This is a genomic window from Flectobacillus roseus (assembly GCF_030056595.1).
In the GTDB taxonomy this organism is placed as follows: Bacteria; Bacteroidota; Bacteroidia; order Cytophagales; family Spirosomataceae; genus Flectobacillus; species Flectobacillus roseus.
The window spans coordinates 178,712-205,400 of record NZ_JASHIF010000018.1 but is presented as its reverse complement, the minus strand read 5'-3'; the positions used below and the strand labels follow the sequence as shown (position 1 = coordinate 205,400).

At 38.0% G+C, this 26,689-nt stretch carries 13 protein-coding genes; 11 read left to right on the top strand and 2 right to left on the bottom strand.

Going from position 1 to position 26,689, the window contains the following annotated elements:
* The first annotated feature begins 507 nt into the window (after nucleotides 1-507).
* The 9 genes from QM524_RS18780 to QM524_RS18740 all read left to right on the top strand — a co-directional run bounded on the left by QM524_RS18780 (nucleotide 508) and on the right by QM524_RS18740 (nucleotide 20,537).
* Nucleotides 508-1,644 (top strand): glycoside hydrolase 5 family protein, encoded by a 1,137-nt coding sequence (locus QM524_RS18780; RefSeq protein WP_388047539.1) that lies wholly within the window; start codon nucleotides 508-510, stop codon nucleotides 1,642-1,644.
* A gap of 57 nt (nucleotides 1,645-1,701) precedes the next feature.
* Entirely contained in the window at nucleotides 1,702-2,748 is a 1,047-nt protein-coding gene (locus tag QM524_RS18775; RefSeq protein ID WP_310586458.1) for a glycoside hydrolase family 43 protein, read from the top strand.
* Nucleotides 2,749-3,070: 322 nt separating this feature from the next.
* A complete protein-coding gene (locus QM524_RS18770; RefSeq protein WP_283345756.1) occupies nucleotides 3,071-5,095 on the top strand; it encodes a beta-L-arabinofuranosidase domain-containing protein in 2,025 nt (674 codons plus the stop codon).
* A 92-nt stretch (nucleotides 5,096-5,187) separates the two neighbouring features.
* Nucleotides 5,188-7,593, top strand: coding sequence for a glutaminase family protein (locus tag QM524_RS18765; RefSeq protein ID WP_283345755.1), 2,406 nt, complete (start codon nucleotides 5,188-5,190; stop codon nucleotides 7,591-7,593).
* Nucleotides 7,594-7,802: 209 nt separating this feature from the next.
* Nucleotides 7,803-11,759: a hybrid sensor histidine kinase/response regulator transcription factor gene (locus tag QM524_RS18760; protein ID WP_283345754.1), complete on the top strand. Its 3,957-nt coding sequence runs from the start codon at nucleotides 7,803-7,805 to the stop codon at nucleotides 11,757-11,759.
* A 524-nt stretch (nucleotides 11,760-12,283) separates the two neighbouring features.
* Nucleotides 12,284-15,499, top strand: coding sequence for a SusC/RagA family TonB-linked outer membrane protein (locus tag QM524_RS18755; RefSeq protein WP_283345753.1), 3,216 nt, complete (start codon nucleotides 12,284-12,286; stop codon nucleotides 15,497-15,499).
* A gap of 18 nt (nucleotides 15,500-15,517) precedes the next feature.
* Nucleotides 15,518-17,407: a RagB/SusD family nutrient uptake outer membrane protein gene (locus QM524_RS18750; RefSeq protein WP_283345752.1), complete on the top strand. Its 1,890-nt coding sequence runs from the start codon at nucleotides 15,518-15,520 to the stop codon at nucleotides 17,405-17,407.
* 19 nt (nucleotides 17,408-17,426) lie between these two features.
* Nucleotides 17,427-18,125, top strand: coding sequence for a DUF3823 domain-containing protein (locus QM524_RS18745; protein ID WP_283345751.1), 699 nt, complete (start codon nucleotides 17,427-17,429; stop codon nucleotides 18,123-18,125).
* A gap of 861 nt (nucleotides 18,126-18,986) precedes the next feature.
* A complete protein-coding gene (locus QM524_RS18740) occupies nucleotides 18,987-20,537 on the top strand; it encodes a replication initiation protein (protein ID WP_283345750.1) in 1,551 nt (516 codons plus the stop codon).
* Between the two features lie 52 nt (nucleotides 20,538-20,589).
* Here the strand turns inward: QM524_RS18740 and QM524_RS18735 are convergent, their stop codons facing one another.
* Both QM524_RS18735 and QM524_RS18730 read right to left on the bottom strand, forming a co-directional pair.
* Nucleotides 20,590-21,495, bottom strand: a complete 906-nt coding sequence (locus QM524_RS18735) for a ParB N-terminal domain-containing protein (protein ID WP_283345749.1) — start codon at nucleotides 21,493-21,495, stop codon at nucleotides 20,590-20,592.
* A gap of 2 nt (nucleotides 21,496-21,497) precedes the next feature.
* Nucleotides 21,498-22,442, bottom strand: a complete 945-nt coding sequence (locus QM524_RS18730; RefSeq protein ID WP_095165020.1) for a ParA family protein — start codon at nucleotides 22,440-22,442, stop codon at nucleotides 21,498-21,500.
* 517 nt (nucleotides 22,443-22,959) lie between these two features.
* Here QM524_RS18730 and QM524_RS18725 point away from each other — a divergent pair.
* On the top strand, nucleotides 22,960-25,245 hold the full coding sequence (locus tag QM524_RS18725) for a TonB-dependent receptor (RefSeq protein ID WP_283345748.1): 2,286 nt from the start codon (nucleotides 22,960-22,962) through the stop codon (nucleotides 25,243-25,245).
* A gap of 37 nt (nucleotides 25,246-25,282) precedes the next feature.
* The gene (locus QM524_RS18720) at nucleotides 25,283-26,677 is read left to right on the top strand and encodes an HmuY family protein (RefSeq protein WP_283345747.1); all 1,395 of its coding nucleotides are present in this window, start codon (nucleotides 25,283-25,285) and stop codon (nucleotides 26,675-26,677) included.
* Nucleotides 26,678-26,689 lie beyond the last annotated feature (12 nt).

Below are 26,689 nucleotides of genomic sequence, written 5' to 3'. Positions count from 1 at the left end.
AGAATTTAATTTTTGTGCCCAAGGCATTCAGGTATCAGCTTTCGGCGGTGGGCTTTGTAAAAAAGCATGGCTGTGGTTAATAAAAACATTTTAACACTCTGTGCCTTGTGCCTGTTGCCTTGTCCCTAAACACATAACTTAAATCTTATTCTGCACTATTACTAAATATAGTTTTAAGAAATCCTTAAGTTCATACCAATTGAGTAACTCGAAATCATCTAATACAAAATACTCATATGTCTCATCAAAATGAACAATTTTATAACACTATAGAACAGTTTTGCCTAAAAATGACTCAAAATAGCCCTTCTAAATTGTTCATCCAATTGATGTTTTGAATAAAAAGCGCAAATATGATACGTTTTGATTAATATTTGAATAGAAACATCAAAGAGAATCTACTTACTTTGTTTCAATAATATATCAAATTAGTTCAATAAAGTTGCTTTAAAGGCTGTTTGGCATATTATCTCCGAATTAATTAACTTAAACGTATTAAAAGAAAACATGATGAAGTTCAAAAGAGGTTGGTACAAAGGCATTTCCTTGGCAGCTTTGATGATGTGTGCTATATCCAACAACTCAACTGCCCAAGTGCGTAAGGTATGGACAAAAGAGCAGGCAAATGAGTGGTATAAAAAACAAGGTTGGCTCGTCGGTGCAAACTATCTTCCTAAATCTGCCATCAACCAACTCGAAATGTGGCAAGCAGATACTTTTGATACAGAAAATATTGATAAAGAATTAGGATATGCCCAATCACTTGGAATGAATACCATGCGTGTGTTTTTGCATGATTTGGCTTATGAAACAGATTCACTAGGTTTTTACAAACGCATTGATACATTTTTGACTATTGCTCAAAAACATAAAATTCGTCCTTTGATTGTAATTTTTGATTCATGCTGGGATCCATTTCCACAAGTAGGCAAACAACATGAGCCAAAACCGTATGTACACAACTCTGGTTGGGTACAAAGTCCAGGACAAAAAGCTTTGCAGGACGAAAGTCAATATATACGTTTAGAGAAATACGTTAGAGCTGTCGTGAGTCATTATGCAAAGGATAAAAGAATTTTGGGGTGGGATGTTTGGAATGAACCAGATAATATGACTGGACCATCCTATGAAAGATTAGAAATCAAAAATAAGGTAGATATTATCACTAAACTACTTCCAAAAGTTTTCGCTTGGGCTCGTGCTGCCAAACCTACACAACCACTTACTTCTGGTGTTTGGGCTGGAGACTGGTCACAAGATGCTAAATTGAAGCCAATCGAAAAGGTTCAATTGGAAGAATCAGATGTGATTTCGTTTCATAATTATGATAATCCCACGATTTTTGAAAATAGAATAAAAGAACTGAGCCGTTATGGAAAACCAATGTTGTGTACCGAATACATGGCTCGCCCAAATGGTAGCACCTTCCAAGGTTCATTGCCAATAGCAAAAAAATACAAAGTTGCCATGTTCAACTGGGGCTTTGTTTCAGGAAAATCTCAAACGATTTATCCTTGGGATAGCTGGACAAAGCAATACAATTCAGAGCCTCCTGTATGGTTTCATGATATTTTCAGAGAAGATGGTTCTCCATACAAGCAAGAGGAAGTTGACTTTATTAAATCTATGACACTGAAAAAATAAGACTTTTAGTCTCAAGTGTCTTTAAAAAAACTGATAATCAAACACTAAAACATAAAAGTGAGAAAACTATTAACTATAATCCTTGCTTTGGGACTTTGTTCTTGTGGGCAAATGGATGTTTCGGCACAAAGCCAAGGAACATTCACTAATCCCTTATTGCCCTCTGGAGCAGATCCTTACAGTTTTTATAAAGATGGGTATTACTATTACACCCATACGACGGGCAACCGTTTGGTTTTATGGAAAACGAAAAACATAGCAGAACTTGCGACAGCACCTAAGAAAACCATTTGGACACCGCCAGTCGGGACGATGTACTCTAAAGAAATTTGGGCGCCAGAAATTCATTTCATTCAAGGAAAATGGTATATGTATTTTGCTGCCGATGATGGCAAAAACGATAACCATAGAATGTATGTGCTAGAAAATGCCTCTGCTGACCCGATGGAGGGAGAATGGATATTTAAAGGAAAAGTGGCAGATAAAAATGATAAATGGGCTATTGATGGCGATGTTTTTACCCATAATAATCAGCTTTATATGATTTGGTCGGGTTGGGAAGGAGATGTAAATGTACAACAGAACATTTATATCGCAAAGATGAAAAATCCGTGGACAATTGATGGTGAAAGGGTAAAAATTTCTGGTTCAGACTATGATTGGGAAAAACACGGAGACCTCAACGATCCCAATAATCCGCCTCATGTAAATGTAAATGAAGGGCCTCAGTATTTGGCTCACGACAAAAAAGTATTTATTATCTACTCAGCAAGTGGCTGTTGGACAGATTTTTACGCTTTAGGAATGCTTACAGCAGACGCTAAAGCAGATTTACTCAATCCAAAATCATGGAAAAAATCGGCACAACCTGTATTCAAACAATCTGCAGAGAATAAGGTATATGCCCCAGGACATAATTCATTTTTCAAGTCAGCTAATGGCAAAGAAGACTGGATACTCTATCACGCAAACCCTGAACCCAATCAAGGTTGTGGAAACCATCGCTCTCCAAGAGCTCAGAAGTTTACTTGGAATGCCGATGGAACTCCCAACTTTGGAAAACCAGTAAGTACACAGGAACAAATAGCCTTACCTGCAAAATAAGATATTTGTCCATTTTAAGGATTTGAAAATGTAGGTCAATACACTATCAAATCGAAAAGAATTCCAATTTTCTATGAGAACGCCTCGGGGGTGTAATGCCCTCGGGGTTATTTTAAAGTTATCTACACATTTTTTTTTAAGGTTACCGTCTTTACTAGTTCAAGACTTTGTCTTGGACTTAATATCTAAACAGTTTCGAAACTGAATCTATTACTAACACTATTTCAAGCTAGTGTTACAATTCTTGAAATGCTTTTATTGGTGTCAGCAATAAGATCTCAATACAGAAACGATCCCTTGATAACTATTGACTATGAAAATGATGAAAAACCGTTTACTTCTAACTTTAATCATTTTATACGCTTGGTCTGGTTTTGCTCAAAAAGCACAGTATCAAGGAAACAAAGCGCCTTTGGCTCCTCTCAAATATATTGAACTTCCTTTGGGAGCTGTAAAGCCACAAGGCTGGCTTCGTCAACAGTTGGAAGTCATGAAAAAAGGAGCAACAGGGCATTTGGATGAATATTTTCCCAAAATCCAAAACGACAATGGTTGGTTAGGAGGCAAAGGTGATGCTTGGGAAGAAACCCCTTATTGGTTGGATGGCGCTGTACCATTAGCCTATTTGCTCGAAGACAAAGCCCTCACTCTGAAGGTCCAAAAATATATAGATTGGACTCTTTCTACGCAAAGATCCAATGGTTTTTTTGGTCCATTAACCAACGAAGAAAGAGAAGGAAAACCCATAAGCTCATGCGAACAAGGTGCTGACTGGTGGCCAAGAATGGTGATGCTTAAGGTATTGCAGCAATACTATACTGCCACCAAAGATACTCGTGTAATTCCGTTCATGACCAAATATTTTCACTATCAATTACAATCCATCAAAGCTTGTCCGCTCAACAAATGGACAGATTGGGCTCGTGCTCGTGGGGGTGACAATATAATGTCTGCTTATTGGCTCTACAATCAAACAGGAGACAAATCTTTGCTCGAACTTGCCGATATTCTTTACCAACAAACTACTCCATGGACTCAGTACATGGCAGAAAGAAACTGGGTTATGCAGGCTTCGGCCAATCAAACGGGTGAAAGTTGGATGGATCGTCATGCCGTAAATGTAGGAATGGGAATCAAATTACCAGCCATTTATTATCAAAGTCAAAAAACCGACTATTATCTCAAAGCCATGAGCCAAGGTTGGAAAGACATTATGACTTTGCATGGCTTACCACATGGAATGTTCTCTGGAGATGAAGATTTGCATGGAAACGAACCTTCTCAGGGTGTGGAACTTTGCGCTATTGTCGAAACCATGTTTTCGCTTGAAAATGTCCTTGGTATCACAGGTGATCCAATGTATGCACAAGCCCTTGAGCGAATGACTTACAATGCGTTACCTACGCAAACAACAGATGACTATATCTCTCGTCAGTATTTTCAAACAGCTAATCAGGTAGAAGTTAGACGTGGAACTTATGATTTCTCTCTACCATTTTATCGCGGTATGAATAACGTATTTGGTCCTTATGCTGGATACACTTGTTGTACTTCAAATATGCACCAAGGCTGGACAAAATTTGTGAGCCATCTTTGGTATGCAACGCCACAAAATGGTTTGGCGAGCTTGCTTTACGGACCTTCTAGTATAAAAGCAAAAGTAGGTAATGGCATTGAGGTAAATATCAATGAAAGCACAAACTATCCTTTTGAAGATCAAATCAATTTTGAGTTACAATCCGCTCAAGCTGTTACATTTCCTTGGGAGTTCCGCATCCCTGAATGGTGTCAAGAAGCCACCATTAGTATCAATGGAAAGGAATTTCAAAAGGGAAAAGCAAGCGAAATTGTAAAAATTCAACGTCAATGGCAGCCCGGAGATAAAGTAACCTTGCATTTTCCTAGTGAAGTTCGTACAAGCGTTTGGGCACATAATTCCAGAGTTATCGAAAAAGGCCCACTAGTTTATGCCTTAAAAATCGAAGAAGAATGGAATAAAAAGGAAATTAAAGAAGAAGGTACTTTTTATGAAATTATCCCAAAAAGCCCTTGGAACTTTGGTATTCCTACTTCAGTAGCTGAAAAACCAAGTAAATTTTTACAAGTATCCAGCAAAGGAATGCCGCAAGGTTATGTTTGGAATGCCCAGAATGCTCCTATAGAAATCAAACTTTCGGCCAAACAAATTCCAGCTTGGATCATCAATAACGACGGTGTTGCACGCATTCCCGTTACCACACGAGACGGCTTTTATCAAGGTGCGGTCGATAGCAAAGAACAAACCATCACACTTATCCCGTATGGTTGTAGTAAATTAAGAATTGTAGCATTTCCTTTAATCAAATAATAGTAGAGAGTTCGAAAGAAATCAAGTGTTTTATCCCAAATACGAGATTTCTTTCTCGCCCAATTCTCTATATCATGAATCAATTTTATCACATGAAAAAATCAATTGTTGCACTTCTGAGCCTTTTCAGCATTTCAACGCAAGCTCAACAGTTGCGTCCACCCGCTGTTCCACTGATTGCCAATGACCCTTATTTTAGCATTTGGTCAGTTTCTGACAAAGCTAATGAGTCGGTAACAAGACACTGGACTGGCAAAAATCACTCTCTTCAAGGTATTGTCGAAGTCGATGGCAAAGCTTTTCAATTTCTCGGAATGCCAAAAATCAATTACAAAACCTATGCAAGTACAGCCGCAGAAAAAGTATATCAAGCTAAGTACACTTTGGATACACCTGCTGCTGGTTGGGAAAAAGAATCATTTGACGACAACTCATGGAAAATAGGCACTGCTCCTTTTGGTGATGGTGCGGGTAGTAATCCCATGCGTCCAAATACCGATTGGAAAACGAAAAAAATCTGGTATCGTCGTGCGGTAGAACTTCCTGCAAAATTCAATGCGGAGAAATTGAGACTACAAGTAAGTAATGACGACGATGTTCAAATTTATATCAACGGCGTTTTAGCCTATGAGTGTGGACCTTGCTATATTGCTGGATATGAGCAATATAAACTTTCTCCAGCAGCACAAAAAGCTATTAAGCCAGGCAAAAATATTATTGCCGTACACTGTATTAATCCAATTGGTGGTGGTTTTGTTGATGTAGGTATTCAGGAAGAATTACCCCCTGCAACACCAGTAACAGCGGCAACTCAAACAAGTGTTCAAGTAAAAGCTACTAACACGATTTATACATTTGATGCTAATGGTGTTCAGGTAAAAGCTACATTTACTTCTCCCCTATTGATGGACGAATTAGAAGTTTTGGCTCGTCCTGCTTCCTATATCACTTTCGAAACAAGTTCTAAAGATGGTCGTTCTCACAAAGTAAAAGTGAAAATGGATGTTTCGGCAGACTTAGCTGTGAATATGCCTTCTCAGGAAGTAGCAACAAAGGTATTACCAAATACCACTGGTGGATTAAAATTGATGTCGGCTGGTTCGGTTGAGCAAAAAATCCTAGGAAAACGTGGTGATGATCTTCGTATCGACTGGGGATACGCGTACGTAGCAGCAAAAAATGCTACTTTTACCACAGGAACTCCTCAAGAAAGAGTGTTGAAAAGTACCTTTGATTTTGGTACGGTTGGTCAAACTTCAAAATCAAATCACTTGATTTTGGCGTATGATGACATTTATGCTGTACAGTATTTTGGGAAAAACTTGCGTGCTTGGTGGCGTAGAGATGCTTCGATGACTGCTGAAAAAATGTTGGATGAAGCTGAAAAAGACTATTCAAGACTAATGGCAAAAACTGCGGCTTTTGATCAACAATTGTATCAAGATGCTCAAAAAGCAGGTGGTAAAGAATACGCTGATTTATGTGAATTAGCTTATCGTCAAGCTATTGCGGCACATAAAACAGTTGACCGTGGTGATGGTACTTTGTTGTTTTTCTCGAAAGAAAACTTTTCAAATGGCTCTATCGGTACAGTTGACGTAACTTATCCTTCAGCACCGATGTTCTTGTTGTACAACAATACATTGATGAAAGGTTTGTTAGAGTTTATTTTCGAATATTCTGAATCTGGAAAATGGGCAAAACCTTTCGCAGCACACGATGTAGGTACATATCCATTGGCAAATGGTCAGACTTATGGCGAAGATATGCCAGTAGAAGAATGTGGCAACATGATTATCTTGGCAGCAGCTACTTGTTTGAAAGATGGCAATGGCGATTATGCTAAAAAACACTGGTCAACGCTTTCGACTTGGGTAAAATACTTGGAAGAATATGGTTTTGACCCTGCCAACCAATTGTGTACTGACGATTTTGCTGGTCACTTGGCTCGTAATATCAACTTGTCTGCCAAAGCAATCATGGGTATTGCATCGTATGCAAAAATGGCGGAACTCGTGGACGACAAAGCTACTGCAAACAAATATCAAGCAATGGCAAAAGAGATGGCAAGCAAATGGCAAACGATGGCCGAAGATGGCGATCACTATGCTTTAACTTTTGACAAAAAAGGTACTTGGTCTCAAAAATACAACTTGGTTTGGGATGAGCTTTTGGGCTTAAATGTATTTCCAAAATCAGTAATGCAAAAAGAAATTAAGTATTACTTGAACAAACAAGAGAAATATGGATTGCCTTTGGATTCAAGAAAAACATACACTAAGTCTGACTGGATTATGTGGACAGCAACGATGGCTGATTCGCAGCAAGATTTTGAGGCATTGATTCATCCTATTTGGAAATTCGCAAACGAAACAACTTCAAGAGTTCCATTGTCTGACTGGCACGAAACAACCAACGCTAAACAAGTGGGCTTCCAAGCTCGCTCGGTAGTGGGAGGATATTTTATCAAAATGCTAGAGGGAAAACTCAATAAATAAAATGAAAACGCCGTGGCTATTAGGTCTGCTGACAAATAGCCACAGTTTTCGAACAAAAGAACAGTAAATTTGGGATTTTAAATTGTTCATTTTTGTTCATTTTTTATTCAAATCTTCTCAAAATAGTCTCTACACTTAAATTAAGTATATTTACAATTTTCTGCATCTAGGAATTAAATTTATCTTTACAGGACAAAAAACACAGTAAATTGAAACTTAATCTTACAATAGTATTATTTGTTTTATGGTGCCAGCAATTAGTGGCTCAGTCTTTCAGCTTTCGTCATTATGAAGTAGAAGATAATCTTTCTTACAACTCGGTAATGTGTAGCATGCAAGACAAAAAAGGCTTCATGTGGTTTGGTACCAAAGACGGGCTCAATCGTTTTGACGGATACTCTTTTAAGGTTTTTAGAAAAATAGAAAACAATCCCAAAAGTTTAGGGAATAATACGGTTTTTGCGGTTTGTGAGGGAGACGAACAAACTATTTGGGTAGGAACTTACTCTGGAATTTATCAGTATAATACCATTACCGAACAATTTAGTGTGTTACCCGACACTAAGGAACACTTTATCCGAACCATCAAAACAGACGATGAAGGAAAGGTATGGTTTATTAAAGATTACACCTTACACATTTATAATACTAAAACACAAAAAACTGAAAAATTAGATACAGGAAAAGAAAGAATAGATGTTACCTCTTTTATCCTGAATAAACAACAGGTTTGGTTAGCTACCACAGATGGTAATTTGTGGGAGTATAATATGCTCAGCAAATCGTTGAAAAGGTACAATATGTTTGAGAAATCTGCACCTGCTATTTCTCATTGGATAGACAAAATTTACGATACTCAGCAAAATGCAATTCTGATTGGTACCTCAAGTCAAGGGGTCAAATTATTTAATACCAAGACGAAGACCTATGAAGATATATTGACTTACAATTCCAATAAAACTACCATTTATGTACGCGATTTTATGCATCGCACAGAAGATGAATATTGGATTGCTACAGAATCGGGGCTATATGTTTATTACTTACAATCTCGAAAATATATCAACTTAAAACATGAATATAGTAATCCATACTCCATATCGGACAATGCGCTGTACACGCTTTCAAAAGATCGAGAAGGTGGAATTTGGATTGGAACATACTTCGGTGGTATCAATTATGTGCCTACTCAACATGTAGCATTTGAAAAATACTTCAACCAAGGAGCTAATAATAGTATTACGGGAAATGCCGTAAGAGAAATTTGCGAGGACAAATTTGGTAACCTCTGGATAGGGACTGAAGACAACGGATTGAACAGACTCAACCTCAAAACTCGTCAGTTTACCCATTTCAAACCAGACGGAAAACCCAACAGTCTTTCGCACTCAAATATCCACGGACTATTAACAGTTGGAGATAAATTATGGGTCGGTGCATTTGAGTCAGGCTTAGATATTCTTGATATACCTTCTGGAAAAGTAGTAAAGCACTTTGTAGCAGGAAACGGGCCAAGAAGTTTGAAAAGTAATTTTGTGGAAACACTTTACCGCACAAAGTCAAATATGATTTTGGTTGCCACCTCTAACGGGCTGTTTCGTTTTCATGAAAAAACACAAGACTTTACACCTCTATGCGATCGAACTACCTACGGGCATTTTATTACAGTCACCGAAGACAAAGATGGGAATATTTGGGCAGGCACTACGCGCGAGGGATTACGCTGTATAGATTTTAAACACAATCGCGTAATCAATTTTCGTTCAAGCGAAAAAGATACAACCTCAATCAGTTGTAATGCCATCAATGGTATTTTTATCGACCATGCCAACCGCATGTGGGTTACTACCGAAAACGGATTGAATTTACTGGATAGAAAAACAGGAAAATTCAGAAGATTTGGAACAAAAGATGGTTTTCCGAGCGATGTTTTTTACAAAATCTTGGAAGACCAACATCATAAACTTTGGATAAGTACCTCAAAAGGCTTGTGTGCGTATGATTTTGAACGCAATAAGTTAGCTACTTATACCAAATCAAATGGAATTTTGAGCGACCAGTTTAACTATAGCTCCGCCTTCAAAGATGATGAAGGACGAATGTACTTTGGAAGTGTAAAGGGTCTAAATAGTTTTACACCTGATACTTTTATGCAAAATGCTTTTGTACCCCCAGTATATCTGACGGGTATCCAAGTAGACAATCAAGAGTTGAAGATTGGGGAAGAGAACTCTCCGCTCGAACGCTCAATTTCGTCTACCAAAAGCATCAATTTAGACCATACACAATCCACATTTAGTTTAGACTTTGCTGCCCTAAGCTATACCTCACCACAAACCACCGAGTATATGTACATGCTCGAAGGCTTAGACAAAGGCTGGAATTTATTAAAAACTAACCGCAAGGTATATTTCACAAAACTTGCTCCTGGCTCCTATACTTTTAAAGTGAAAGCATCTAATGGCAGTGGCATTTGGAGTGAAGAAACGGCCATGCTCGAAATAGAGGTGAGTCCTCCTTTTTGGGCAAGCGGAATTGCGTATATCCTTTATAGTGTAATAATTTTACTGGCAGTGTATTTTGGTGTACAGATGTACCATGAGTATATCAATCAACAGAATCAACGGAAAATTGATATGTTGGAAATTGAGAAGGAGAAAGAGATATATGCTGCTAAAATTGAGTTTTTCACCAATGTAACCCACGAAATCAGAACTCCTTTGACGTTGATCAAAGCACCTCTGGAGGACTTGTTGAAAAAGAACATTGAGAATAATGCCTTGGCCTCAGGCTTACAGGTGATTGAAAAAAATACAGATAGATTGTTAGAGTTAACGAATCAACTTTTGGATTTTCGTAAAACAGAGGCCAACGGTTTTAGTTTGAATTTTGTAAAAATGAATATTAGTCAGTTTTTACAAGAACGCTACGAGGAGTTTTATCCCATGGCAACATTCAAACAAATAAGCTTTGAGTTACAACTTCCCAATGAAGATTTTTGGGCATCTGTCGACCGTGAGGCATTTCAAAAAATTATCAGTAACCTTATTGACAATGCCGTCAAATACGCTGAACATAAGGCGATTGTAAAATTATCTTCAATAGATGATAGTCGTTTTTCGATTGAAGTTCAAAATGATGGCGTACTTATTCCTGAAGATTATCGCCAGCGAATTTTTGAGCCTTTTTATCGAATGAATAATGTAAAAAATCAAAGAGGAACAGGAATTGGTTTGGCACTTGCTCGTTCTTTAGCAGAGCTTCATGAAGGAACATTGAAAGTGGTTGATTCAAAAAGTAGGAATATTTTTCTTCTCGAACTACCAATTCATCATGCCTATGAATTTGATATTAGGAAAGATATTGTTTCGCTAAACGCTGAAAATATTGCTCAAAAAATAGCTCATGACGAGCGTCCAACCATACTTTTGGTGGAAGACAACTATGAAATTGCCCAATTCATTGGCGAAAAGCTTGAAGAAAATTACCATATCCTACGTGCCAATAATGGAAAAGTTGCATTGGATATCATTGAGTCTGAGTCTGTTCAGCTAGTATTATCAGATGTTATGATGCCAGTCATGGATGGTTTTGAACTTTGTAAACATCTGAAAAGCAATCAACAGTATTCGCATATCCCTGTAATTTTGTTGACGGCAAAAAATACACTTCAGGCAAAAATAGTAGGGCTTGAACTTGGTGCAGATGCCTATATCGAGAAACCTTTTTCTTTGGATTATTTACTCATGCAAATATCTAACTTACTGATTAACAGGACAAAGGTTAAAGATTATTTTGCTAATTCGCCGCTGGTGCATCTTAAAAATATGGCACATAGCAAATCAGAGGAAGCATTTTTGGAGAAAATTACAGAAATTATTTTGCAGAATCTCAACAACAATCAACTGGACGTAGATTTACTAGCTGAAACCATGAATATGAGTCGCCCTACGCTTTACAGAAAAATTAAAGCCGTAGCAAATCTCTCTCCCAACGAATTGATTATTGTGACAAGACTCAAAAAAGCAGCAGAGCTATTAGTTCAAAGTGATTATAAAATACAAACTATTGCAAGCATGACAGGTTTTAATTCGCAAGCACAATTTGGAAGAAGCTTTTTAAAACAATTCGGCATAAGACCATCCGAATATGCCAAGAAAAAATAGTGTACACTCGAGTTCGAGGTATTAATGTAAAATAAAATTGCATTAACACGCTATAAGCCGTAGGCATTAGGCAAAAAATATATGCATGATAGTGAGAAATACTTGTGCTTTAGGCTTTCAGATATCGGCTTTCGGCGGTGGGCTTTGGGAAAAAACATGTTAAAACTCTTTGCCTTGTGCCTGTTGCCTAGTTCCTAAACCCATAAATTAAATCTCACTTTGCTCTATTAATTAATGAAAATTACCTTTAAAAATAATCCCTTTAACTCTGAGGTTATAGAGTATAAACCTACTAAGTCGAGAGAAATTTACTATTGCCCCAATATCTCCCCTAATCAAAGCAAGAATTTCTCTTAACTATCTGAAAAAACTATGATAAAATAACGTGTATTTCAATCTCAAAAAAAGTCAAGGATGCTTGTCCCATCCCTGACTGGTCGTTTGTTCATACTCAACTGATTGGCGTCAGTTGTGGATTTTTATTGCTCGATAACTAAAACAATACGAACAAATCTTTCAAATTTATGAATCAATCTAGACTATTACTATCACCATGGATGAAAAAATCTGTGGTACAAATCCCCGTGGCCTGTTTGCTGCTCAACTTGATTGGCGTCAAGGATGTTACAGCAAAGACTACTGCGGGATTTTTAACCAGTAATTCAAGTAATGTCAGTAGCCTCATCGCCGATCAGACGGTAAAAGGAAAGGTTATTGATGAAAAAGGCGAGCCTATCGCTGGAGTAAACATTTTGGTGAAAGGAACACCCAACAAAGGAGCAAGTACCAATGCTTCGGGGGAGTTTACCATTAACGTAAGTAATCCAAATGCTACCTTAATTTTTTCTTCTATTGGCTTCGTTAGTCAAGAAGTAGCCATCAACAATCGCACGTTTATCGAAGTAAAACTTTTGGGAGATGTAAAAAGTCTTGATGAAGTCGTGGTAGTTGGTTACGGTACCCAAAAGAAAGAATCTTTAACAGGTGCTATCTCAGTAGTGACTTCTAAAGATATAGAAAAAGTACACGGTGGATCAACAGTAAGTTCGGGTTTGGCAGGTAAAATTCCAGGGGTAACTTTCCGTATGGCTGACGGTCGCCCAGGTGCGAGTGCCAACATCCAAATTCGTAATATGGGTGACCCTCTTTACGTAATCGATGGTATTCAACAAGATGCGGGTCAGTTTAACAACATTGCTCCCAACGACATCGAAAGTATCTCTGTATTGAAAGATGCTTCTGCGGCAATTTACGGGGTACGTGCTGCCAACGGGGTTGTCGTTGTAACGACCAAAAGAGGAAAAGCTGGTGCTAAAAATACCATTAATGTAGATACTTACACAGGATGGCAAAACTGGTCGAGATTCCCGAGTGTAGTGAATGATTCTTACCAATGGTGGTTAGGAAAAGTAGATGCTGATGTAAACCAATTTTTTACAACAGCTATGACAAAAACTGAACTTGAGAAATATAAGGTTGGAACAGAATATGGTTACCAAACTTTCAACTGGAAAGACTTTATCATTCAAGGAAATGCTCCACTTAATTCATTAAACATCAGTGCAACTGGTGGTTCAGACAAAATTACGTATTACTTGTCTGCTACTCGATTAGCTCAAAGTTCGGTATTGGGTCGTGAGTTTACTTTCCAAAGAAGCAATATCCAAAGTAACGTAGATGCTCAAATCTCAAACCGTTTGAAAGTGGGCGTACAAATCAATGGTCGTATCGAAACACGTGATCAACCGGGTATACCTGGGGCAGATGATTACTGGTTACCAAGATTTGCCATTTTACGAAACCGTCCTTTCGAACGTCCTTATGCAAATGACAATCCTGAGTATTTGAACGATATCAAGCACAATGAAACTAACTGGGCTTATAACAACAAAAAACTAGGAGGCTATTGGCGTGAAGACTGGCGTGTAATGCAAGCCAATTTTACAGGAGAATACCAAATTCCGGGAGTGAAAGGTCTGACAGCCAGAGGAATGTACTCTTACTACATTGCTGACCGTGTGATGAATGGTCACGAATATACTTACCAAGCATATACTTATAACCCCGCAGATAATACATACAAAGTAACAGGAGGTAGTACAAACCCTTGGCGTGAAAGAGGTACTCGTAAAATCATGCGTAATATCTATCAAGGTCAATTAAGTTACAATAATACATTCGGAAAGCATACTGTAGGAGGTGTATTTGTTACAGAACGTCAGGAGCAAAGATACCAAGACCAATGGGTTCACTCGGTGCCAAAAACAAATGTGTTGCCATTGGTATATTTCACAACCATGGATACTTATGACGATACAGACAATGAGGAAGCTAGAATTGGTTATATCGGTCGTTTCAACTACAACTTTGCTAACAAATATTATATTGAAGTTTCTGCTCGTCGCGATGCCTCTTGGAAATTTACTCCAGACAAACGTGTAGGCGTATTCCCTTCTGCTTCAATTGGTTGGAGAATTACAGATGAGCCATTCATGAAAAACATTTTAGGTTCAAAAAGTATTTTGGATGACCTAAAATTCAGAGCTTCTTACGGGGTATTGGGTGACGATAACATCGGTATTGGCGCTTATGATTACTTAACTGGCTATAACTACAACTCAGGAACAGTTATTTTGAGTGGTACACCAGTGGTTACTAGCCGTGATAAGGGTCAGCCAATTACAAACATTTCTTGGTTTAAAAGTAAGGTTACCGACATTGGTGCCGACTTCTCTTTGTTAGGTACAAAATTGACAGGTAGCGTAGATTATTTCCATCGTTTAAGAACTGGCTTGAGAGGTCGTAAATATGACATCTTAGTACCAAGTGAATTAGGTTATAGCCTTCCTGACGAAAACGTAAACAGCGATGCCCAATCGGGTGGTGAAATTGCCCTACAATACAACAATAAAAAAGGAGATTTTAGCTACAGCATCGGTGGAAACCTTTCTTATGCTCGTAGCAAAACCGTTGAAACGTACAAACCAATCTTCAACAACTCTTGGGATAACTACCGAAACTCAATCGAGAATCGCTACACAGGGATTTTCTGGGGTTATGAAACCATTGGACAGTTTAAAACAATGGACGAAATCAATGCGTATCCTGTAAACATCGATGGTCAAGGAAACCGTACACTTCTCCCGGGTGATTTAATCTATAAAGACTCTAACGGAGATGGTAAAATAGACCAATATGATGTTCGCCCAATTGGCTATACGACCTCAGGTCAACCAACGGTTAACTTTGGTTTTAACGTATCTGTAGGTTGGAAAGGCTTCTCGTTAACAGCTGACTTCTCAGGAGGTAGCATGTACTCTTGGAACCAAAACTGGGAACAAAGATGGGCTTACCAAAACGATGGTGCTTTAAACTCCCTTTTGACAGACAGATGGCATCGTGCTGATCCGTTCAATATCAATAGCGAATGGATTCCGGGTCGCTTCCCTGCACTCAGATACAATAACGGCGGCCACAGCAACTACAACCGTAACTCTACATTCTGGTTACAAAACGTAACATACTTACGTGCCCGTACCTTAGAACTAGGTTATCAGTTACCAAAATCAATCCTAGATAAAGTCAAAGTTCAAAGAGCACGCGTGTATATCAATGCCTATAACATGTTCTCTTTCGACAACCTCAAAGAGTATGGTGTTGACCCAGAAATTGCTGACGACAATGGTTTGCAATATCCTCAAAGCAAGTTTGTTAACATCGGTCTTAACCTTTCTATCTAATTAATTTTGAATCCGAAAATGAAAAAAACGATATATAGTATTCTTTTGGCAAGTCTTGGAATTTGTTGGTCGTGTAATGATGATACCTTCCTTGACAGAAAACCAACCAATATTTTAACAGAACAACAAGTATGGTCTAGTCCAGACCAAGCCTTGTCAGTTTTGGGTGATTTATATAACAGATACGCAGACCTTGGTACTGTAAAAAACTGGACAGCTATCTCTGACTTCAACGAAGCATTTTGGTCTGAAGCAGGACAGTATGGAAACTTCCAAAACACAGGTTGGGACTATGGCGCTTGGGGTGCTTGGGATTACGGTTATATCCGTGACTTGAATCTCTTTATTCAAAAATGCAATAATGCTACATCCCTAGACGCTGCTTCAAAAGATCGCTTCTTGGCAGAAGCCAGATTTCTAAGAGCTTCTTATTACTTTGAATTGGTCAAAAGAATGGGCGGGGTGCCGTTAATTCTCGAACCACTTACTTATGATTTTAGTGGTGACCCAACGTATTTGCGTAATCCTCGTGCCAAAGAATCCGAAGTGTATGATTTTATCTTGAAAGAAGTTGATGATATTAAGGATAAACTTCCTACAAATACAGGTGAAAAATCAAGAGCAACCAAAGGTGCCGTATTAGCTATGGCTTCTCGTGCCGCGCTTTACGCTGCGTCAATTGCCCGTTATGGGGTCAATACGCCAGTGGTAACGCTTTCAGGTGGTGAGGTTGGTATACCAAGTACTTTGGCAACAGGATATTACAACAAAGCGCTTGGTTATGCGCAAGATTTGATTTCAGGAAAAGCGGGAGCTTATGCCTTGTACAACAAGAAACCTGACCTGTCAGAGAACTTTGCTTCTATTTTTTATGATAAAGCAAACAACCCTGAGGTGATTTTTGTAGAAGATTTCAAATTACAGTCTGGTAAAACTCACAATTTTACTGTTGTAAACCAACCACGTTATGGAGCTGAGGAAGAAGAAGGTGGACGTATTAACCCTTCTTTAAATTTTGTTCAAGCATTTGAAAAATTAGATAACTCCTTTGCTCCGCTTCCTACAACTTCGAGCAACGGCACACCTGTTTACTATTCAAATGTAAGCGATATTTTTGCTGACCGTGATGCTCGCTTGGCAGGTACCGTGATTCTTCCAGGAAGTAAATTCAAAGGTAGATCAGTGGATATTTGGGCTGGCTATCAGTTGGCAGATGGCTCTATCATTAGTGGTACAGACCGTGGTGCTCAAAAAGTATTACCGGGCAAAACGCTAGCTGAACAAGTTGTAGGATTTGACGGTCCTATCGATGGCTTTGAATTTACGGCTCAAACAGGTTTTTATCTACGAAAATATCTCGATCCATCAGTAGGTTCGGGTCAACGTGGGGTTCAATCTGAAGTTTGGTTTGTTCGCTATCGTTTCGGAGAAGTATTACTCAATGCGGCAGAAGCTGCCTTCGAGTTAGGTCAAAAAGATTTGTCTGCGCAATATATGAATTCGCTTCGTGCTCGTGCTGGCTTGACCAAGGCGCTTACAGCTAATGATATTAACTTCGACCGTATTGCTCACGAACGTCGTGTAGAGTTAGCATTCGAAGGTCATACGCTTTACGATATGAAACGCTGGAGAATTGCTCACCTTATTCAAGACGGTAACAGCATCTCTCCTACCGAGTTAAATACAGAGCTTGATAAAGCGACTAAACGCAATACCCAGCCGTACTCACTTTGGCCGTATCGCATTTATGCGCCAAACACCGCTAATCACGATAAATGGATTTTCAAGGTTGTGAAATTGACACGTGTAACTGGCGCTGACCGCTTCTTGATGGGTAATTACTATTCAAGAATTGGTGACGATATTATCAGTAACAACCCTAAAATTGTGAGAAACCCAAATCAATAGACATTCAATTTTATTCAATATGAAAATTTTAAAATACTTCGTTGTGCTTGCCGGACTACTTTTGGTTGCCTGTTCAAAGGATAACTACGTAGCACCATCAATTACACTCAAAGGACGCATCGTGTACGGAGGCGAACCTTTAAATCTCGAATATAGTCAAGTGGGTATGCAACTTTGGGAACCGGGTTGGGGAAAATTAGCGCCTATTGATGTGACCGTTTCGCAAGAAGGTACATTTTCTTCTTTGCTGTTTGCTGGAAAGTATAAATTGATTATTCCTAAAGGTCAAGGTCCATTCATGACCAAAGCGCAACAAGGCAGTTCATCGGATACTTTGTACGTTGATTTGAAGGATAATCAAAATATCGACATCGAGGTAACGCCTTATTATTTGGTTCGTAATACCAAATTCGCTAGCGAAGCTGGAGTAATCTCTTCTACCTTCGACCTCAGTAAGGTTATAACGGACGCTAACGCCAAAAATATTGAGCGTGTGAGTCTTTATATCAACAAGACACAGTTCGTAGCTGGTAGCACAAATATCGCAGCCACAAACCTAACTGGCGCTAACATAACGAATCTAACAGGGATTAAAATGTCGGTTAACGTTCCAACAATCAATCCAGATCAAAATTATGTGTACGCTCGAGTGGGCTTAAAGATTGCTGGAGTTGAGGATATGATCTTCTCTCCTATCCAAAAAATTCAGTACAAGTAGTTAGGGTTGTACGAAGGATTTCCAATAATTTCGGATTGGGGATTTCGGAAATAAAGTAAAATACCTTTATTTTTTACAAAACATAAAAGATTACACTTCCGAAATCCAACATCCGATATCCGAAATAGACGGTTTTAGAATCCTACATACACTCCTGATTGCAGAAGTATTACCTCCAGTTCTCAATATTTCCGCAATCAGCAATCCCAAATCTACAATTAGTCACAAAAAATAGCCTCATCTTTCTGGAAAAATCCGAAAAATGAGGCTATTTTTTATCATTTTACCATAACCAATTTCACGGAAATTCACATAAAAACTTCGTTTTTGGAAGATTAAAGCACTTTTTATCTATAACCAAAATCACGATTTAGTATAACCAATTTCACGGAACGAGTTTTTTATTTAACATAAACAGGACAGCTACCTTTCATATTCACACTAATTTTTTATTTGTTTAAGAAATCAAAGAAGGACTATTTTTTTTAGAGTCGATTAAAAAAAATAAACAAAAACTTTTAAAAAAACAGCAACATCTTCTTTTGTTGTTTTTATTCTTTTTTATTCTTTTTTATGTTTAAGAGCTCTGTAACTATTTGATTTACAGTTTATTGTAGGGGTAACTATAACCAAAATCACGACAACTATAACCATTTTCACGATTAACTATAACTATTTTCACGATTAACTATAACCATTTTCACGGGTAACTATAACCATTTTCACGATTAACTATAACTATAACTTGACGGAGTTATAGTTATAGTTAATTCTTTGTATATTTGTTATAGAAAATGCTCATTACTAGTAGTCACAGGTATTTTTTATAATTCTCTGTTGATTAAAACTCTGAACTGATTAATGACAAAGAAACGAACTATAGCGTTACGTAAAAAGCAGGATTATCAAGATCGTTATATCATCCGAATGCAAGGTGGTAAAGCAGGGCTTGTGGAAGCTACCTCCAAAATGGACATCCATGAGTTTCGTGTATTTATGGCCATGCTCACGATGGTATTGCCCGACGATGATGATTTTGCGGAATACGAAATTCGTACACAAGACATTATCAAGCTGTATTCGTTGAGTGATGATGGTCGATACTACGAGGCTATTCGTGATGCAGCGGAGCGACTTTTTAATAAGCGCTTTGTGATTTATGAAAAAAAAGAAGATGGCGAGATATACAAAACGACCATTCACCTAATAGACGAGACGAGTGAACCTGTCAAGAAAAGTGAGAAGAACCGTATTCGTTTAAAATTTAATCCTAAGCTAAAGCCCTATTTGTTGGAGCTTCAAAGAGAGTATCTGACTATTGATATTCGAAATATTGCAAACGTCCAAAGTCCTACATCTGTAAAAATGTACTTGATATTGAAGCATCAATTTAATTTGGGAAATCGTCGGGCACGATATTCGGTAGCACGTCTGCGAGAGATTTTAGCGATTCAAGATAATGAATATCCCATGTATGGAAATTTCAAGCAGAAGATTTTACAAAAGACAATCAATGACTTTGAGAAATATACAGATTTAGTCGTAACACAATTGGAGGAAGAAAAAGTAGGTCGTGCTGTGGATGCTGTTATCTTTCATCTGGAAGAAAAGAAAGCGCCGAAGCAACTGGAACAGATTTCTAAAAAACTTACCAGACAAGTCATCAAATCTACGAATGGAAGTATTGTTGTAGCCTCAAGAACACAGGATTTTATTGAAGAAATCAGTCCAAGTGAAGTAATTGAGTCCACTCTCATTCAATCAGAGGAAGGTGTGAGTACATTAGATCAGCTTTACGAGAACGTCAGACGCTTCAGAATCGCTAAAAATACCCTTAAAAAGTGGCTTGACGCTTACTCTGAAGAGCAGGTAAAGCGTTCGATTGATTATGTGATTGCTAAAATAGACAAGGGAGAAAAAATAAAAAGTGTAGGAGGCTATATCTTTAATCGTATCAAAGATGCTGATTGGGGTAATGAAGAAGTGCCAAAAGAAGTAAAACCCAAAGGCTCCTCTCCTATCGAGATTCAAAAAGCAAACCAGGTGCAAAATGAATTGGAGAAACTGAAAGTTGACTTACAAAAAGAATATTTTCAAGAGCGTTTGGGACTAGTTCAAACCTTAGTGCAGGATGAGCAAGCTTTGATTGCGCAATTGATGTTACAGCTTAAAAATGATAATGTAACTGAAAATCCGAATATCTTGGCTGAGCTTGCCCAAGCTAATTATCAGTTGTATCCTGAGTTGGATAATGTGCAAGAGTTTTTGGTGAACTTTGATAAAGGGGGAATTTTCCAAGGATATATGTTCGAGAAAGTGGAGAAATTATATCCATCAAAATTTGCTAAAATAAGAGAAGATTTTCAAGCAAAAGCTTTAGCAAACGGACTTAACACAAATACTTTTTTTTAAAGTTTGAAGGTCTATCAAATGGTCATTTTGACCATTTGATAGACCTTCATTTTTAGAATACTTTCTTAAAATTATTGAAAGATTTTTGAGCTTCGTCCAAATCTATCTTGCTTCTAGAGGCGAAAGCGATTCTTATTTTTTCCAAAACATCTTCATATAAAATCTCAATGGCAGGCTCTTCTATTGCTATTGCCGAACTTGGCGTTTGCGTTTGAGATAAAATAGCTTCAAATTGGGAAAGGTCTTCTATCGGTTGCTCGACTACTTGCTTAGATAATTTTTGAACCTTAGCTTTTTCGATTTTTGCTTTTCCAGAAAGAACTTCATTTCTTAACTGAGTACTAAATTTTTCGAGACCAGCCGCAAACTCAGCATCACGACGAATAGTTTTTTCTGAAACATTATATTCTTCTGCAAGCTTTTTCGCTGTTGAATTTTCCTGAGAAGTCTCCACCATCAATTGGTCATTTTGACCATTAGATGACTCCCTCTTGAAGTTTTGTCCAACATTAATTTTTTCGGTTTGGTAACGAAGTCCTCGAAGATATGATGCTTGTTGAGGATTCAAATTACGACGACCCAATTGAAGGTCAATCATGTATTCTTTGGCTTCTTTGATTGAATCAAATGGTACCAACTGAACATTGAAATTTATCCCTAATTCACTACAAATGCTATATCGGTTGTGACCATCTACCAACACATAAGCGGCTTCTTCTGCCGACCCAGTCCCAATGATTTCTTTAGTTGTTTCCCATACTAGAAGAGGGTCTTTACAACCATCCTTTAATAGGTTTGAGCGTAATTGATCATATTCCTGAGGTAATAGAGGTGGAATAAAGTCTCTTAATTCGTCGAGAATCGTGATATTGGTTTTGATTTTTTCGACATAACTAAAAGAATTGGTAATAGCTTCCCTTGCTTTAGATTTCAAGGTGCTTTTAAAATCTTTTGCCATAATTAGAATAGGGTTAAATACTCGGCACAGAAGGTATCATAACATTTTGCAGCTTCCGAATCTTTGTCGTACATCCTGATAGGAATTTGCTCGATTTGGGCTTTTTGAAAAGCAATCAAGTGTCGAATTTCATTACTGAAAATACGAACATGATTAAACTCTTCACGAACCAAATCTTTGATACCATTATGAACCGTATTATTACGAACCATCGTAAATACAATTCCATCCACTTGCAAAGAAGGGTTAAAGATTTGACGAGCTTCCGAAACACGTTCCAATAAAGTGTTGAGACCTTTCAAGGCTGACATTTCTGGAAGCAAAGTAATCAAGCAACTATTAGATGCTTGCATAGCACTCATCGTAAGAATATTCAAAGATGGTGGGCAATCAATCAAAATAAAATCGTAGTTTTCGCTTAGTCTCGAAATAAGAATTTTAAGACGTTGCTCTCCTCCTACTTTATTGATTAACTCGGTTTCAGCTTTGGACAACTCAATATCTGATGGACAAATATAAAGGTTGTCTGCCACCTGATAACTTGGCAAGTCTTGTAGTTTTACTAAACTTGTGTAAACTTGTTTTTCATCCTGAATATCAACGTCAAAAATCTGACTAAGATTGCCTTGTGGGTCAAGGTCGATAAGCAATACTTTGAACCCTTTTTTAGCAATGGCTTCTCCCAGATAACCAGTGGTAGTGGTTTTGCCAACACCTCCTTTGTGGTTGATAACTGATACAACTCGGGCTTTCTCGAATAGGTCTGGAGAGTAGCCATAAGCTGTCAAAACTGGCAATAAAGATTCTACGTGCTTGTCACTTAGTTTTCTTTCACCTTTAAGTGCTTTTGCTATAGTATCTTTAGGTAAATTTGCTTCACGTTCAAGCGTAGCAATCGACAAGGCATTGCGCCTTCTGATAAATCTAAGCAGTTGGTCTTGTATCATTTCTTTTGCATGTAATTATATACAAATATAATTATTTTGCATGATTTTTTATGCAAAATAATTCAGAAAATTTTCATCTATCTAATGGTCAAAATGACCATTAGATGCGTGTTCCTCTTTTTGGAATAATTGCTAAAATCTGCTACAAATCATTTCTATCTAATGGTCAAAATGACCATTAGATGCGTGTTCCTCTTTTTGGAATAATTGTTAAAATCTGTTACAAATCATTTCTATCTAATGGTCAAAATGACCATTAGATGTGCGTTCCTCTTTTTAGAATAATTGCTAAAATCTGTTATAAAATATTTCTATCTATTGGTCATTTTGACCATTAGATAAGGCTGACATTTTCCAGCTAAGAAAAACTATTTGAAAAATTATTTAAAATGATTCTAAATAATACTTGACAATTCAATTCTTTTTTACATAACTTTGTACAGTTATTTATATTGAGTCTAAATAAAAATAGTGAAAGTATTTAAGAATATTACTTATTTGAACTAGCATCAAATCCATGAAATATAAGAGTGTTGTGTTATTGCTGCTTTGTCTGGCAGCAAGCTGGCAAGTATTTGCCCAAGAAATAATCATAGAAGGGAAAATTATCAATACAGAGGGATTGCCCATTGAAGGTGCTACTATCCTATTGCTGAAATCTGGCAAAGGAACTGTGAGTAAATCGGACGGAAATTTTAGTTTGAAAGTTGCCCAAAAGCAGATAGAACAGATTAAAGTTAGCTCAGTTGGATACGAGACAGTAGTGAGAACACTCGATGTCAGAAAGTTTACCAAATTCGAAGTGTCATTAAAACCTTCTGTAAAAAACTTGGATGAGGTAGTCGTGACTGGACAACCGCAAGGTCAAACGCTCCGTAATTCTGTTTATCAAGTAAGAGTAATCGATAGAGCAAGAATAGAACAGCGGGCAGCCACCAATGTGATGGGAGTTTTAAATAATGAAATAGGCTTTAGATTTTCGAATGATATGGCATTGGGTACAACAGATATTCAGTTGATGGGTATGTCGGGCAGAAATGTAAAGATATTATTAGATGGAGTACCGATGCTTGATCGTGGGGATACAAGAGAGAGCTTGAACCAGATAGATATTAACAGTATCGAAAGAATTGAGATAGTGGAAGGTCCTATGTCAGTAAACTATGGGACAGACGCCTTGGCGGGAGTAATCAATATTATTACGAAAAAAGGAAACGCGAATCATTGGAGTTTGTCGGCTAAAGTTCAGGAAGAAACGGTGGCAAATGAATATGGTTTTAGTAAAAATGTGGGAGATGTCTGGAATGGCGTTCATTTACAAAGTATTGCTGGAACGTGGCAAGGTAAAGCTCTCTCCTTTTCGGCGGGTTTGACTAATCAAAGTTTTGGTGGCTGGCAAGGCAGTTCTACAGGACGAAATAAAGAATGGTTGCCTAAAACACAAACGCTTGCTAATGCTAAAGTGGGCTATCGTTTAAAAAGTGCTGAATTCTATTATCGATTAGATGGTCTTGATGAAGATATTGTCAATCTTGGGACGGTCAATATCAATACAAATCAAGCACGTGACCAGCGTTTTTTGACAACACGCCTTATGCATCAATTTCAGGGCAATTGGCAAGCAAGTGCAAAACTGACCGTAAATTTCTTGGCCGCCTATACCGACTATCAGCGAAAAACCCAAACCTCAATTTTGGATTTGAATACAGGTAAAAGAACGCTTTCGCTTGGGGCAGGAGAACAAGATATTTCGAAATTTAATAATGCCATGACACGTGCGACTGCCTATTATCGGTGGTCGAAGCTTCTGAATATACAAGCTGGTTTTGAAATCAATGCAGACCGAGCTAGCGGAGCTAGAATAGAGGGTTCTCCAAGTATCACCGACTATGCAGTATTTGTGGCACCAGAAATAAATCTAGACTCAGTCGTACTGATTCGCCCTGGTTTTAGACTCATCAAAAATTCTGTATATGCTGCTCCTCCATTGATACCTGCATTGAATGTGAAGATAAAATTGAGTCAACATTGGGATTGGCGTATGGCGTATGCACAAGGATTTAGAGCGCCAGCTTTGAGAGAGTTATACTTTAATTTCTTTGACGCTAGTCATTCAATTAAAGGAAACCCTAATTTGAAGGCAGAAAATTCTGACAGTTTCAATGCCTCACTGACTCGGATAGGCAATATTGGAAAGTTTCAGAATAAATCAACTTTGACAGGATTTTATAATGATTTTAGAAATTTGATAAGCTATGGTACTGATCCAACGAATCCAAGTGTTTCGCAAACGATAAATATCGATAGATTTAAAACAACTGGTTTTACGATTGAACAAACGTTGGCAACTCAAAAATTACGTGCCAGCTTGGGACTTTCATACATTGGCAGATACAATCAACTATTGAGTGACGAGAGCCTTGCGAATACAGCCATGGAAAGTTTTTTGTGGTCGCCAGAAATTAATACCAATGTGAGCTATACACTAGGCTCAGGAACTACTTTGGGCTTGTTTTATAAGTTTACAGGAAAGCAACCTGCCTATCAAGCCAGTATAGATGCACAAGGAAATGCTACTGCAAAGTTGACCGAAATCGGAAGTTTTCATTGGGCAGATCTTACCATAACCCAAAAACGTAAGCATGGCTTTCAGCTCAATGCGGGCATTAAGAATCTAGCGAATGTTACACGCTTGAATAATACAGGTACAAGCTCAGGCTCGGCACACAGTACGAGCGGACCAGTGCCAATGAGTTATGGTCGTTCCTATTTTGCGGGTATAACTTACCAGATTCATCAATAAAATTTTACCAATCATTCTCATAAATTAAAAGAAAACAATGAAGTATTTTTCTCAATTATTAGGAGCATTACTTGTAGGCGGTGCTTTGGTGGTATCGTCATGCAAAGATACTGAGATTGCTCTACCCGATAATTTAGCACAATTTGAAGCAACCCAACAAGGAATTGATGCCGCTACAACCGAATCGGTGATAAAAGTAAAACTTTCGAGAGCAGTAGAATCAGCGACTTCGGTTACCCTACAGTTGGCAGCAACAGGGCTTACCTACGGAACCGAGTTTACTACAGAACCTGCGGCAAGTAATAACCAGATTAGTTTACAAATTCCAGCAGGAAGCAGCGAGACATCTTTTAAACTAACTAAAAAAGCAGGTATTTTTCTGAGTGGCTCAGAGTCACTCGCTGTAAAAATTGCTTCAACGACCAACTCGGTTTTGGTGGGAACAAATGCAGAATTGACCGTGAAATTTACAGCAATTGTATCAGATGGTTCAACCCTCAAACTCAATGGAGGAACTGGAGGTTCATCGGCAGTCAATTCTGTATGGGTAGATTTTAGTAATAATAGTCAAACCGCTGTGGCTCGTGCTGCTTGGGATTTGGGTTTTTATACAGGAAATTCTTTTTCCGTAAAAATTAATAACCTTACTGCGGCAACAGCTATTGCAACAACCAAGACGGATATAAATCAGGTAAGTGCTGCCGATACCATTGGCAAAAACTTGACTTTAGGTTTTGAAACATCACATTTTGCTTTAGTCGACGACGTGACAGGAGATATTACCAAAACCGTTATAGCCGCAGTTTCTGCAACCGATGCAGATAATAAAGTTTATATCTTGAATAGAGGAACAGGCGGAGCTACCACAAAGAAAGACTTGATAAAACTACGTGTATTGAGAAACACATCTGGAGGATACACTTTACAATATGCCAAACTAAATGAAACAAACTATCAAACTATGACGATTGCAAAGGATGCTTCATTGCAGTTTGTGTACACTTCTTTTGATAGCACAAGTCCAGTTTCGGTAGAGCCAGTCAAAGAAAAATGGGATATCCAATGGACAGGAGCATTATACAAAACAGCATTATCAGCAACAGCAGATATTCCTTATTATTTCTCTGACCAAGTCTTTATTAACCATTTGGCTGGTGTACAGGCAGCAGAGGTGTTGACTAGTACCGTCAGTTATGATGCCTTTGCTGAAAGTAACATTAGTTCAATAACGTTTAGCAATAACCGTTCGGTAATTGGAGCCAATTGGAGAGCTACTACTGGAACAGTTGGTGTAAAAACGGATAGATTCTATGTAGTAAAAGATGCTGCAGGAAATGTCTATAAATTGAAATTCCTAAACTTTACATCTGCTGATGGCGGTGAAAGAGGCTATCCCAATATTGAATATAAATTAGTGAAGAAAGCGCAATAGCATAAAGAGGTA

Bases quoted from the DNA above. Each gene is read 5' to 3' on its own strand.
- QM524_RS18780 (WP_388047539.1), top strand. From the start codon at position 508: ATGATGAAGTTCAAAAGAGGTTGGTACAAAGGCATTTCCTTGGCAGCT.
- QM524_RS18770 (WP_283345756.1), top strand. From the start codon at position 3,071: ATGAAAAACCGTTTACTTCTAACTTTAATCATTTTATACGCTTGGTCT.
- QM524_RS18765 (WP_283345755.1), top strand. From the start codon at position 5,188: ATGAAAAAATCAATTGTTGCACTTCTGAGCCTTTTCAGCATTTCAACG.
- QM524_RS18755 (WP_283345753.1), top strand. From the start codon at position 12,284: ATGAATCAATCTAGACTATTACTATCACCATGGATGAAAAAATCTGTG.
- QM524_RS18750 (WP_283345752.1), top strand. From the start codon at position 15,518: ATGAAAAAAACGATATATAGTATTCTTTTGGCAAGTCTTGGAATTTGT.
- QM524_RS18745 (WP_283345751.1), top strand. From the start codon at position 17,427: ATGAAAATTTTAAAATACTTCGTTGTGCTTGCCGGACTACTTTTGGTT.
- QM524_RS18740 (WP_283345750.1), top strand. From the start codon at position 18,987: ATGACAAAGAAACGAACTATAGCGTTACGTAAAAAGCAGGATTATCAA.
- QM524_RS18735 (WP_283345749.1), bottom strand. From the start codon at position 21,495: ATGGCAAAAGATTTTAAAAGCACCTTGAAATCTAAAGCAAGGGAAGCT.
- QM524_RS18730 (WP_095165020.1), bottom strand. From the start codon at position 22,442: ATGATACAAGACCAACTGCTTAGATTTATCAGAAGGCGCAATGCCTTG.
- QM524_RS18725 (WP_283345748.1), top strand. From the start codon at position 22,960: ATGAAATATAAGAGTGTTGTGTTATTGCTGCTTTGTCTGGCAGCAAGC.
- QM524_RS18720 (WP_283345747.1), top strand. From the start codon at position 25,283: ATGAAGTATTTTTCTCAATTATTAGGAGCATTACTTGTAGGCGGTGCT.